Genomic DNA, 12,953 nt, shown 5'->3' on the forward strand with positions numbered 1-12,953 from the left:
CACGATATGACGTGCGCGCGCTTATCCCGATTTTGTTTGTATCTTTGATATCACAACAACAACATTCGGAAGCGTAAAGCGCTCTTCCGTTGATTTCAAAGTGTCAGCTTCGAATGTCATATCTTTTTAGCCGACATGAAATACCAACGATGAATCCCCGTCACGTTTGCGATCTATGGAGCTCTGGTTCAGCAACGTTTGGGGGGGCCTCCATGAACACCGGTAATTCGTTATTAAAGAAATGCAAGCTGACGACGGCGCTCAGCACATCGACGCTTGCATTGTCTCTGTCCTTGTTTTCGACGGCCGGCGATACCGCCGGCATCGAGTCCACGATTCAAAGCGCTGTCCAAAGCGAGATTAATTCTGTCGTCGGCGACATCAAAGGCGCCGCGGGTTCCAAAAATGGCGGAGGCTCCTCGAAGGACGCCGCCGACGCCTTCAAGACCAAGAGCCCGATCAAGCATGTCATCATATTGATCGGCGAGAATCGCGGTCTCGATCATACGTTCGGCGTCTACAAGCCGAAGGGAAAAGGCCAGACGATTTCGAACTATCTGTCCAAGGGCATCGTCAAGGCGGACGGTTCGCCCGGCCGCAATTTCTCTCTCGCGCAACAATATTCGGTCGCGGCGCAGCCGGCTTGGTATTTCGGTGCGCCGAACAAAGCCAAAACGTTGTACAATACCACAACGAACCTGATGCCTCAGCCGAACACGAACGGCACGCCGACGGCTCAAAGCACAACGGGCGCTCCGTTCACGAGCACCACGATTGCGAGCGTCGAAAAGGATATCGAGCCCGGCGATCTCGCGCTCCTGACGACCGGCGCGAGCGGACTGCCGCATGGTGCGCTCGACACGCGCGTGCCGGGCGCCGGCAAGCTGCCGCCGGGACCTTTCGTTCTGCTCGGGTCCAACCTCAATGACGACGATTATACCGGCGACATGACGCACCGGTTCTATCAGGCGGCCCAGCAACAAGACTGCAGCCTCGCCAATGCCACGTCGGACAACCCGACCGGCTGTCTCAACGATCTTTTTCCCTTCGTGATGGCGACCTATTCGGCCAGCAACCAAAGCCAAGGCAATGAAATGGGTTTCCTCAACGCCGAGGAAGAGGAAGCGTCTTTGTTGAAGTCGCTTGCCGACCGTTTCGCCATCAGCGACAATTTCCATCAGTCGTTTCTGGGCGGCACGGGCGCCAACCACTTCATGTTCGGCACCGGCGATGCGGGCTTCTGGAGCGACGGCAGCGGAAACGCCACGACGCCTCCGTCGAATCTCATCGCCAATCCGAATCCAAAGCCAGGCACCGTCAATCAATATACAGCCGACAACAACTTCAGCGCTTGCGCCGACGTGACGCAACCGGGCGTGCTCCCGATCGTCAAATATCTCGAAAAATTGCCCTATCCGGCAGAGCCGAACTGCAAGGAAGGCCATTACTATATGCTGGACAATACGAACCCCGGCTATCTGCCGAACGGGACGGTTGTGCCAAACCCGGCAGCCAACGGATCGATTCCACCCTCGCCGGTGCGTACGATCGGTGATTCCCTCACCGAAAAGAACATTTCGTGGGCCTATTTCGGCGGCGCCTATAATGATGCCGTCGCTTTGGCAAACGATGAAGTCGCGGCCAACCCGAGCAATCCGACCAATCTTTCGGCGGCGGCGGTCAACGATCCGGCGCATGCCATCGGCGTCGCCTACTGCCAGATCTGCAATCCGTTCCAATACTCAACCTCGATCATGGGCAATGCCACGCAGCGCGCGGCCCATATCAAGGACACGCAGGACCTGGTTGCCGATATCCAAAACAACACGCTTCCCGCGGTTTCCATCGGCAAGCCCGACGGCCTTCTCGACGGACATCCGCAGAGCTCGAAAATCGATCTGTTCGAAGCCTATGTGCAAAACCTTCTCGATGCTCTTGAGGCCAATCCGCATCTCAAGGCCGAGACCGCCGTCTTCATTACTTGGGACGAGGCCGGCGGCTATTACGACTCGGGCTTCATCCAGCCGCTCGATTTCTTCGGCGATGGTCCCCGCATTCCGCTGATTGCCTTGTCGCCTTACTCAACCGGCGGCACGGTCAATCACAACTATGCGGATCATGTCTCGCTGCTGAAGTTCATCGAGCGCAATTGGGGCCTCCAGCCGCTCACCGACCGCAGCCGCGACAATCTTCCCAACCCAACCGCGAAGAAGGCAAATCCCTACGTGCCGACGAATATGCCGGCGCTCGACGATTTGTTCGAAATATTCGACTTCGCGGCCGCGCCAAATCTCCAGTCCTACACGGAGTAATAGCAGCGTGATCGCGCATCGCGCTCGGGCATGCGCGTGATCTCAAGCGGCAAGCGCCGACCGGCCGTCTCAAGCCGGTCGGCGTCATATGATTGCAATGAAAATAGGATGCAAAGATCAGATTGGTGTCGGTCCCATATCTTTGGATCGGTCATGTCGATTGCCTGCCAAGGCTTTTTGATTACCCGGTGCCATGTCTCATTCCGAGCGTCGTTTGTTGAAGTCGTTATGGTTCGCAGCATTGCTTGCTCTTCTGCCGATATGCGCAAGAGCACAACCGCCGGAGCTTCAAGCGCTACCCGACGGAAGGCAAATGGCTATCGCAAGGCCCTCGGGCGAAGCGGCCATCAGCGCCAGTCCGAAATCCGTCCATTTAACCGATGATCAACCGCATATAGCCACTCCCTCGGTGCCGGAGCTGAAGCAGCTCGCGGAACAGGCGGCTGCGGCAAACGAACTGCCCACGGACTATTTTACGCGTCTGATCAGCCAGGAAAGCGGGTTCAATACCACGGCGATCAGTCTCGCCGGAGCTCAAGGCATCGCGCAATTCATGCCCGCGACCGCCAGAGATTATGGCCTTAAAGATCCCTTCGACCCGATCGAAGCCCTGCCAAAATCCGCGGAGCTGCTTCGCGATCTGAAAAATCAGTTCGGCAATCTCGGCCTGGCAGCCGCGGCTTACAACGCCGGGGCGCGACGCGTTCATGACTGGCTCAACGGGCGCGGTTATCTTCCAAAGGAGACCTGGGCCTATGTTTATGCCGTCACCGGACATTCGCCCGAGGATTGGGCTCCCCCTGGCGCACATCTTCTAAAGAACGACACGATCGATCTACCTGGCATCGCGGGCCGCAATTGGAACCGATTGGACGCTAGACGGAATTGGGAGCTCGCCTTGCTCGTTTCGATCGGCGGCGCGGACACACAAAGGGCGCTCGCCAGCGCGACGACCCATGTTAGCGAAGGACAACGCCGAGTCGCACGTGGAAAGGCGACACGGCTCAATCCCGAGCTTAGCCTATGTGGCTCTTGCATCGTTCAAAAGTTTTATTGATCAGCACGCTCATTGGCCAGGCGAAATATATTCGCTTTCCGTCGAAAGACTCCGCGCCCGGCTTTGCCTTATTTTTTAATCAATATGCTTCCGTTCGGAAGACGCGCGACCAACACATTGACGGGAGGTGAGTTTGGCGGCTGCAGCACGGCCACATTGAGGCCAGACCCGAGAAGCGCGACATTGGAAGCGAGATTGTTGCCGCTTTGAACCACGCCGACATTGTCCCGATTGCCAACAGAGGACACGACGGAAGCGTCGCTTCGTCCGGCCTGAATTTGAATGACGCTACTAAAGTTTCCGACAGTCACCGTCTGCGCGAAATTGGCTCCATTAGATCTCGGAGCGACCATCTCTGGAGCGGGTACGGGTGCCGTCACCGCATTGGGTCGCGCATTGGTGACGAAACCGGGCGTCGGCACGATTTGAGTGGACATCGCTTTTAACGCCGATCCGGCCGCGGCCTGCTGGATATAGGCCGAGTCCGTCGAGGCGGCTTCAGCTGCCGCCGGCAGACAAAAGCCCATCACGGCCAAGATCAAACGGCAATTGAAAGCCGCGTTTCGAGACGGCGTCTTTTTCAAGGAGAACTGCATGACTCGTGCCCTTGTTCCCATTCGAGTGAGAGTGTTGCTCGATAATGTCCGATTGCCGAGCTGTCCAATAGGAGCGTCGACAGAATCCGCTGTTGTCCGACATCCAGTTTAAAATCGCCGCTTTGCAGATTTTGACTAGAGCCAGAGGCGCTGTCTTTTGCCACCGACAGCCTATATCTTCCGGTAACGGACGCACGCGCATTGGCGACAGCTTCGAGACGCAAACCGTTTGGCATCGCAGATACGCGTATCTGACATTCGAGCGCCGACGGATGGGCGGCTGGCAACGAAAACGCGGCGTGTCCGTCCGCGCATAACAATAACGCCGGCGCGCAAATCGCAGATAGAATCCGGTGTTTGGGCACATGACTCTTGAGCATGATACGAAACGCGAGTGCTTTGAACGGAACCAAAGCAGGCAAATGCAAACACCTGCTCAAGCCCTAATTCATATAGATTTAAGAACCTCATTCAAGCCGTTTATGCGCTTTGCATTAAAACACGACATCACATCTTCGATCCTGCGCGCCGTCCATGTATTTTATGCAGAAAAGACGACAGTCCTATGCAAAGCGGTGACCGCGGCGGCGCATCGAATTCAAGTTGCGTCCCGTCGCGCAAGCTTTTTTCAAATATGACGCACGAAAGAAAATCCGCTCCGCAAGCCTCATTCCGGCCCGACGTTTTATCTTTAAACTTATTGTTAGGCCGTTTGAGCGAAGCTCGATCAGCTTCATCTGAGAATTCCGTAATGAAACCGTCAAAAGCTCTATTCTTTATCGCCGCCGCCGCTTCATTCCAGTTTACCGCGGTCGAGGCGGAGGAAGCTTTTGTCGCGCAGGTGAATAGCTCGCGCGCGCTGGCTCTTCCCGCCGCGCCGTCAGCCGCGACTATGCTGGCCGCACCAGTGAACGCTGGTTTCGTAGCACCCTCTGCGATGGCCGCCACGAAGCAGAACGTCTCGCAACTGAGCCAGGTCGGCACCAATAATAGCGCCATGGTTGCGCAGATCGGAGCTGGAAATCTTTCGGCTCTTTCGCAGCAAGGCCACGGCAATGTCGCGGTCGTCACGCAATCGAACCGTTCGCATTGACGACTCTGTTGACTTAAATACCACCCGGATTGCAACCGTTCATCGCCGCGCGCGACCGCTGTACCTTTGCTCTATGGCCGTGGCCGCGCCTGAACAAATTGTCGCGCGATCCATCGGATTTCCTCCATTTCCCATTAATGTCATCGCGGCATGCCGGAATGCTTCGGCTCGTGTAATAGCTCTGTCACACTAACGCGAAAGAGAAGAGCTGGAAGGCTTAGTCTGAAGCCCGCCGATCGAAAGTGCTTGCTCGTAACCGCGGTTGCGCAGCGGTAATAAGCTGACGCGGAATCGCGGCAGGTTACATTCGCAAGGCAAGCACCGCGTAACGGTAGCAGACATAGCTCGTTGATTTGTAGGAGTACCGCCAATGGCGCCGTATCGCGTTGACATAGGCTCCCGGTCGAGGACGGTTGGCCGGTTCGTTGCCCGCGTCCGGAATGAGCTTTTAAAAGCTGTCAAAGAAGAGCGAGACGCCTCCAAGATAAATTCGCAAGGTGTCGCCAACCGGCTCGACTGGCATAGGTCTGCGGTCAACCGGCAATTGTCAGGCGATGCGCCGCTTACCCTTCGATCCGTCGCTGAATTATCCTGGGCCTTGGGACGCGAAATCAATTTCGAGCTGCATAAGCCCGTGCAGGAACCTGGACAGAATTTCAACATGGAAACGACGACCATCGAATGGAATAAACCAATGTTCATCGTCATGTCCGGTGCCGGCGCACGATCGCAAGATGCCGCAAAACAGGTCGATTGAGTATTATTTCGAGTTCAAGGTTTGTGAATGAACCGGTTTGGACATTCGATATTTTGCGACGACATACGCAACGAGCCCGGTGGAAAACTCAGCTTCATCGGATGCTATAACGGGGTCATTTTTGTTCCACCGGAATTTCCTTTTGTTCTGCCGCGATTTTGCATCCAAATCCATATTTTTTCTCCGGCAGCGCAGCCCTTTTCGTCAATTGTCGTCAGATGCTATGCGCCGGGAGAAGATCGTCCGATTTTCGAAGAGCCGATAGAACCTCCGAGCAAGGATGCTCAGGTTGATCTCGTAGCGGGTTTTGAAAAAGAGCAGGCCGCGCCGCTTTATATAGTTGCAGGAACGAGTTTGATTTTCGCACCCCTGCATATTCGCACGCTCGGCCTGATCCGTGTGAGAGCTCTCGTAGACGATGCGGACGACGAAGTCAGATTGGGTTCGCTCCGGATCGAATCGAAAGAGCCCTGAGAGATCGGTTTCTCCAGGACCCTTATACTTAAGCGGCGAACTCAGCGAAGGCCGCTCTTTCTAAAGCGATCATGGATAGAACAACGCCGGCCGTGTCGGCTTTGTCTACACGCAGCCATCTGACATGAGCATCGAATACGGTAGCAATTGTTGTTGACCGGCATATGAATTCGCAGCGACGTTTCGATGTAAATGCGCGCCATCATGCGTGAAGCGGCAACGTATCGCATGCGAAAATGATTTCAGATTTGCGCATCTCATATCGATCATGACTCGCGCTAACTGAACCTGATTCAAAGTTGCAGATAATTTAAGAAATCCTTGCGCCATGCCGCTTAAGAATGTTTTAACGAATTCGAGGGCGGCGATCCCCGCTTGCCCCGCGTTGGATAAAGCAAGGACATCTTTTCATGAAAACGATGACAGCTTTGGCGCTCGTTCTCGCGAGCTCATCATATGCTTTCGCACAAACCGCGCCCGTCAATGAATCGTTCATCACGCAGGCCGGCACGCGCAATCATGGGTTCGTCGGGCAGACCGGTGGCAACAACAACCAAGGCACGCTTCAGGTCGGCACGAAGAACACCACCGCCACGGTTCAAAAGGGCGCTTCGAGCACAACCAATGACTCGGGCACCATCCAGATCGGTACGCAAAACAGCAGCGTGGCCAGCCAGACCGGCGGCAGCAATGCGCAAACGACCTTGCAAGTTGGCGTGAAAAACTCCGCCACGACCAAGCAGGCCAGCACCGGGGGCTCCAACAGCAACGCGGGCGCCACGCTTCAATTCGGTACTGGCAACCAGGCGATCACGGTTCAGGATGCGGCCCCGATCAACAGCGTGAATGCGACCGCTACCACGAACAACTCGCTCGTCACGCAGTTCGGCTTTCAGAATCAGGGGCTCGTACAGCAGACCGGCGGCAAGAACACTCAGGCGACGCTTCAGGGCGGCGCGAAGAATCTTGCCGCTACGGAACAGTCCAACACCAATGCGGCGTCACCCGCGAGCGTCAATACCTCGTTCACCGGCCAGTTCGGCAAGAACAACAGCGGCGCAACGAGCCAAACGACGGCGGATCTTGACAACGGCTTTGGCGGCAATAGCAACGGGGGGTCCAATCAGTCCGCTACGTTCCAGATCGGCAATGGCAATCAGTTTGCGACGGTGCAGACCGCCTCAGCCGGACCCGGTCTGAACGGCGTCAACAACGAGGCCGCCACGCTTCAGGTCGGCACGAAGAACACCGCGATGACTACGCAAGGCGGTACGGTCTTCGATGGTAACGCAAACAGTTCTGTCAATGCTTCGCTGATCGCCCAGTTCGGTTCTGAAAACACCGCCACGGCGACGCAGACGAATGGCGCCAACACTCAGGCGACGGTGCAGCTCGGCGCAAAGAACACCGCCATCACCACGCAGAATAACAATTCTGACGGCGGCGTGACCAACGGCGCTGCGACAGTGCAGGCCGGCAAGAATAACTTTGCCCTGACCGGGCAGACCGTCGCCAATCCGCTCAATGCTGGCGCCATCGGTTCAGCCAACAATTCGTTGATCGCACAGGTCGGCAGCCAGAACCAGGCCATCGCCGCGCAGTCGACCGGTCTTCAGGCCATGATCGGTGCGAATAATCAGGTCACGCAGCAGGTTGGCGTGTACAATTTCGCTTTTACGGCGCAGAGCTCCAACAACGGCGTTTCGAACACGGCGGTCACGCAGCAGTTCGGCTCGCACAATGTTGCGATCACGGCTCAGAGGTAAGCTTGAAACTGGCGGCGGGCTTTGTAGCCCGCCGCTTTTTTGTGTCTACGATGGATCGGATTAGGTCCGTTCGACTACGCGCGCGGGCTTGACTCGCGCATCCTGGCGCAAAGGTCAAAAGCAATAAGACATGCGCTTGGCGCGATCTGGTTTCAGGGCTTCCGCTTTTGGATGACGCGAGGAGCCATCCAGCTCTTAATCCTTCGCGGTCACCACGGGCTTTTCAGGCAGCGGCGCGCTTTGCTGTACGACCGGAGAAGGTGGCGGCGGCGTCAATATGAAATTGGCAGCCTTTCGCTGAGCATTAAGCTGATCCATGAAGGCTGAGCCTGCGATCGGATCCTTGAACTGCCACAAATTGGCTTTGACGCCTTCGAATATCAGGGCATAGACGGCAAGCTGAACGCCTTCTCGAACTGCCAGGGTCATCGGCGAATTCTTCGTCAAGCCACCTTCCGCCTGGAGAATTTGGTCGACTGCCGCGAATTTGAAGGCGCTTCCCTGAAGCTGGATCGAATAGACGGTCTTCGTCGTCGTCACGGAGGCCAAGATCCTACCGGTCTGAACGCTAACGGCGCGAAGCGCAACGGTTACGATGTCCTGTCTATATTGCGAGCTGCCACCGACACCGAGATAGTTCGCGCCGAGCCCCCCCGTCGTCTCATTGGCATCATAGCCGATAATGCCGCCTTCAAGCACAATCCCCGCGAAGCGCAGCGCCGGCAGGCTTTGCGCCTTGTCCCCTTCGATCGCCGTCCGCGTATTCTGTATGACCTGCCGCTCTTGCAGAAGCGATTGCAGGTCGTTGCGCTCGACGACATTGAACCAGCGTCCGTCGCCGGCCTTGGTCAGGACGTCGATCAAGATGGCCGCGGCGCCTTGCGTCGTCGCACGGGAAAATTCGGCGAAATTGTCATTGGGCTTGTTCTGGCCTGTCAAATCTGGAAAATTATAGACGGCGACGTCCAATTTCTTGGCAGGCGGCGGAAGGCTTTCCAATACGACGCCGGACTTTGTATCGGGGACAAGCGTGGCGGGTTGGGTCAAAGGATCGCTCACCGATCCCGCGCAGCCTGCCAGCGAAAAAACGGCCGCTGCTGCCGTTGCGATCATGAGAAGATTTTTACGCATTACTACCCCGTTTCCACGTGCGTCATCGGCGCGCGGACTTAATTCATCGATCGCAAGATGGCTTTGGAAGATTAGGGATTCGTGGGCGTCGATGTGCAGCAGACAACCACCGAGCCGCTGCCGATGCCGCTGAGCGCTGACTCGAGCCCGGAAAGGTTAGGCGAGTTTTGACCGGAGTTGGCTCCGGCACCTTGCGCCTGCGCGGTCGAAAGCAAAAACGTGCCGTTCAGAGGATTTCCGCCGAATGTCGGATTGGTCGGCGTATAGGTCAGCGACGACGCCAAGACAGGAGAGGCGGAGAAGCCCAACCCCAAACCGACGATCATGACCCGATAAATTCTATCCACAGTTATCCCCCGCCAATCTGAAAAATCTAGGGTATCGCGTAGCTCAGCCTCTTGACGGTTTTATTACACAGACCGGTAACCTTGTAGGAACTCAAGATAAGTTGTCTTCATCTCTCATCAAATCAGACTTTTTTATTGCGGCTCCTATCGACTTGTGAATTTCAAGCCGAAGAGCCAAATGATTGTCAGGTATTCGTGTTAGATCTTGACAAGTCGCATAGGTGGGCCTCGGCCTTCTCAGCGAATTTATGTTTGAGATGACTTCGGGTGAAGCAGGAATGAAGCGGCTTTTTATGCTGGCACTTTTTTCAAGCCTCGTGGCGACCGCGTGGGCTCAGAACCGGCCGGACGGCCCCCAGGCAGATACGAGAATGGTGCTCTCCGACGAAGTGACGATCCAGCAGGAGAAGGGGCGATACACGAACAACAAGCCCCCAGTTTCCCTTGGAGCCCACGCGAAGACGGCGCCGGAAGGTGCCACCACGGGAGCGGTGCCGGCTGGCGCGACCAGTCCCAATACGTGTGATTCGAGGAATGCCACATCACCGTCTTGCTATACTGCGACTCAACAGCGCAAATAGGCCTCACGTTCACTTGCAAGGCTTGCTCTTGCAGGCGCATTGGACGGGTTTTGTCCAAAACCATGAAATGATCCCGGACGGTCGTAATTCGGTTTGAAGCCATCATGCTTTGGGGATTGATCCGCATGGCTGGGCTGCAACAGGCCTCCATGAATACAATTATTCGGGAGTGGAAATTTGACTAACTTAGCTTGACGATGCAGCTTTCAGATCTGGTCGAACGAGAGCTGATCGTTCCTATTGACGTGCTGCTCGGCCCACGCGAGCAGCCTGCACGTCTCCTTTACGGCACCCCGGATTTTATCCGCTGGTTGAATGACCGAATACAATTAAACGAAGCCTCTCCGCTTCTGGCGGATACGACCCCCGTCGAGCAGCTCGACAATTTGTTCTATCTTTTTGTAAGCGGGCAGCGCTTGGATTATTCTCGGCAATACCGATACATAAAAGCCGAGAAGCATGCGGTCTGGGAGCTCAAAACGCCTGACTTCCGCATTTTTGGCTGGTTCCCCGCGAGAGATTGCTTCATCTGCGTCTTTGGGGATTGGGCCGATAAAGTCAAAGATCATGACCTTTACCGGGGATACCGTCTCGAAACCCGGCGTGTCCGGCGCGAGATGGGCATCGGCCAAAATGAATGCGTACAGGGCGTCGACCCGAACGATGTCATTTCTTAAGGCTGCGCGATCAGCACGCTTTGCACGAGCGATCCGCCACGGCTTCGCCCGAGTTACAGATCCTAGCGTTCTGTGAGGACGAAGCTCATTATAGTCCCTTCAAGGCCAGGGAACGGCTGACCTGGATTCGGCGCGCGCAGGGATACGAATGCAAAGATCGCAAGGCTTCTCGAATTGGCCGAAAATGGCTTGCGGACGCAACGAACCCCGCGATGCGAGATCGCGTGATTGCGCTCAGCTTTAATGTCACGACCTCGCGAAGCAGATAGCAAACCCACCGCAATTCAGGCAATCGCTGGAAGACTATCGATAACGACGCGCGAACCCGCCTGGCTCAAAGCAACAACGATCGACTGTCGCCGACCTTCTTCCGCCGGAGCGGCTGACGGGTGCCGCCCGCTCACGCCAATGACCTATTAATATAGCCGTATCGCAAGTTGCTCCGATCGGGGCCCTCTCTTTCGTAATCGCTCTTGATCAGAGCAAACCGATCACCTCTCAAATCGAGGTCCGCCTTTTTCAAGTCTATATTATAGAGCTTGGCATTATTGCCGCTGAAGATGGCTGTCTTCACCGGTCCATTTGCGTCACCGAGCGGCGTGAAGCCATATCGCTTTTGCATGTCTTCGGGAATTTCGAGACGACGCAGTCCTTCAATTTGCCATTGCGGCGATCCGGTCCAAAGCGCGTCCGTACCCCAGCAGACGCGCTCCGGTCCAAGCCCCTTGAGCAGGATGCCCAGAGCAGCAGCGGCTAAATGAGGTTCACCGATGAGTGTCATGGCAATGACCTGACCAAGATCGCCATACACATTGCTGACGCCATATTGCGCAGGAATTTCCGCGAAATCGCTGATCCAGCCGATCCGCCCCGTGCGTTCGAATTCAGCAAAAGCCAAAGCCGGATCGACATTGGTATTGCCAACATAGCGATAGCCCGAGTGATAAATAATGAAGTTTAGGTCCGGCCAGTCCTTCGCAGCTTGTCCGACATCGCTGACATCCGCATATCCACGCAAGTTAGGATAGGCTTTCTCGACCAAGGGAGAAAACAACCCCTTATGCACACAAACGTTCTTGATGCCTGCCTTTACGAACTTCTCGTAGCTCTTATAGGCGAGCTTTTCATCATCCATGCGCCAAGGATACCGGCTTGTCGCCTTATGCGTGTTATCGCCGATGGTGTAGCCCTTCATCGAGTCAGGCTTTAACGCGAGCGCGGCGTCTATATTGTCGAGCCATCCCGGCTGACCCGGTGTGAAGATCGCATGCGACAACAGCCGCTTTGTCCCCACTTCGGTCGCGACCCCGCCCGCGGCCTTGTTGTTGATCTTGTCCCGGGCGGCGGCCATCTGTTCGTTGGTCAGAAACCAATCCTGCGCGATATCTGAGGGTGCGCTCGAAATCAGCGCGATCTTCGTGTCGCTATCGAGAAAAATTTCTTTGATGTAATTTGCAAACTTCAAGTCGTCGATCGTCTGCTCCTTGCCCGCCAGCTCCTTGTTCCAGCCGCCCTTCCCGACAGCGTTTCGCATGTCGACGAAAGACGTGAGCCGCGTATCATCGCGCAAGAAATGCGTATGCATGTCCAGAATAAGCTGGTCTTTCAGCGCATCGGCGCGGGCCTGTGCCATATCTGGTGTAGCAGCTTCCGCGGGCGTCGCATCGAAGACGGAGCCATAGACTTCGTTCATGACGACGAAGGCTGCCGCCATACCTGCGGCCGTTTGAAAGAAGCGCCGTCTGTCCATACCTTGCCGCTGGCCAAGCTCGTCGGCCATCGCGAGAAGGCGCTTTTCCACATCGCGCTGTTTATCATTCTGAGGCGCGGGATAATATTCGTCGCTGGAAACGATCTGCGTCGGAATGGGTGTGCGGTGTGCGACGAGTTCGGACGGGAACAGCCCGGCTCGTTCGTCTTCACTCAAACATCCAGCCATGGGGACCTCTCTTGAGTCAAAAAGTCGACGTGCTCCCCAGCTGAAAATTTTTATTGGATCGGGACCGAACCGCAAAATCAAATGTCGGCGAGCGATAGGTTCATTCGCGGGGCAGCTAAGCCGTGATCAATGCGCGGGCTGGCAGAGCATCTTGCCCGCCACCATCGGGAACGGCGCGAGCGCGAGCGGCGGACAAGGCTTGAAAATAAGCGGTGGAATTTCG

At 56.0% G+C, this 12,953-nt stretch carries 11 protein-coding genes; 6 read left to right on the top strand and 5 right to left on the bottom strand.

Annotation, left to right across the window (positions count from 1 at the left end; genetic code table 11):
- The first annotated feature begins 212 nt into the window (after window positions 1-212).
- Together A3OQ_RS0120585 and A3OQ_RS23835 are read left to right on the top strand one after the other, a co-directional pair.
- Entirely contained in the window at window positions 213-2,312 is a 2,100-nt protein-coding gene (locus A3OQ_RS0120585) for an alkaline phosphatase family protein (RefSeq protein WP_020177340.1), read from the top strand.
- A 313-nt stretch (window positions 2,313-2,625) separates the two neighbouring features.
- A complete protein-coding gene (locus A3OQ_RS23835; RefSeq protein ID WP_020177341.1) occupies window positions 2,626-3,369 on the top strand; it encodes a transglycosylase SLT domain-containing protein in 744 nt (247 codons plus the stop codon).
- 68 nt (window positions 3,370-3,437) lie between these two features.
- On the opposite strand, the gene A3OQ_RS23840 is transcribed toward A3OQ_RS23835, so the two are convergent.
- Together A3OQ_RS23840 and csgH are read right to left on the bottom strand one after the other, a co-directional pair.
- Window positions 3,438-3,965: a hypothetical protein gene (locus A3OQ_RS23840; RefSeq protein ID WP_020177342.1), complete on the bottom strand. Its 528-nt coding sequence runs from the start codon at window positions 3,963-3,965 to the stop codon at window positions 3,438-3,440.
- Complete coding sequence (gene csgH, locus A3OQ_RS25390; protein WP_425280310.1) at window positions 3,950-4,345, bottom strand: curli-like amyloid fiber formation chaperone CsgH; 396 nt, start codon at window positions 4,343-4,345, stop codon at window positions 3,950-3,952. Before csgH ends, A3OQ_RS23840 begins: the two co-directional genes overlap by 16 nt.
- Before the next feature lie 185 nt (window positions 4,346-4,530).
- Between csgH and A3OQ_RS24200 the strand changes: the two genes are divergently transcribed.
- The 3 genes from A3OQ_RS24200 (at window position 4,531) to A3OQ_RS0120615 (ending at window position 8,055) form a co-directional block, all read left to right on the top strand.
- Window positions 4,531-5,058 carry a curlin repeat-containing protein gene (locus A3OQ_RS24200; RefSeq protein WP_083931636.1) on the top strand — a complete coding sequence of 176 codons (528 nt, stop codon included), beginning with the start codon at window positions 4,531-4,533 and terminating at the stop codon, window positions 5,056-5,058.
- Window positions 5,059-5,656: 598 nt separating this feature from the next.
- Window positions 5,657-5,815 (top strand): hypothetical protein, encoded by a 159-nt coding sequence (locus A3OQ_RS24755; protein WP_161607358.1) that lies wholly within the window; start codon window positions 5,657-5,659, stop codon window positions 5,813-5,815.
- 902 nt (window positions 5,816-6,717) lie between these two features.
- Window positions 6,718-8,055: a beta strand repeat-containing protein gene (locus A3OQ_RS0120615; protein WP_425280297.1), complete on the top strand. Its 1,338-nt coding sequence runs from the start codon at window positions 6,718-6,720 to the stop codon at window positions 8,053-8,055.
- Window positions 8,056-8,250: 195 nt separating this feature from the next.
- Here the strand turns inward: A3OQ_RS0120615 and A3OQ_RS0120620 are convergent, their stop codons facing one another.
- Both A3OQ_RS0120620 and A3OQ_RS0120625 read right to left on the bottom strand, forming a co-directional pair.
- Window positions 8,251-9,186: a CsgG/HfaB family protein gene (locus tag A3OQ_RS0120620; protein ID WP_020177347.1), complete on the bottom strand. Its 936-nt coding sequence runs from the start codon at window positions 9,184-9,186 to the stop codon at window positions 8,251-8,253.
- A gap of 71 nt (window positions 9,187-9,257) precedes the next feature.
- Entirely contained in the window at window positions 9,258-9,533 is a 276-nt protein-coding gene (locus tag A3OQ_RS0120625) for a curli assembly protein CsgF (protein WP_244427217.1), read from the bottom strand.
- A gap of 778 nt (window positions 9,534-10,311) precedes the next feature.
- Here A3OQ_RS0120625 and A3OQ_RS0120640 point away from each other — a divergent pair.
- Complete coding sequence (locus A3OQ_RS0120640) at window positions 10,312-10,791, top strand: hypothetical protein (protein ID WP_020177350.1); 480 nt, start codon at window positions 10,312-10,314, stop codon at window positions 10,789-10,791.
- Between the two features lie 400 nt (window positions 10,792-11,191).
- On the opposite strand, the gene A3OQ_RS0120645 is transcribed toward A3OQ_RS0120640, so the two are convergent.
- On the bottom strand, window positions 11,192-12,730 hold the full coding sequence (locus tag A3OQ_RS0120645) for an amidohydrolase family protein (protein ID WP_020177351.1): 1,539 nt from the start codon (window positions 12,728-12,730) through the stop codon (window positions 11,192-11,194).
- Window positions 12,731-12,953 lie beyond the last annotated feature (223 nt).

The organism is Methyloferula stellata AR4 (genome assembly GCF_000385335.1).
GTDB classification, from domain to species: domain Bacteria; phylum Pseudomonadota; class Alphaproteobacteria; order Rhizobiales; family Beijerinckiaceae; genus Methyloferula; species Methyloferula stellata.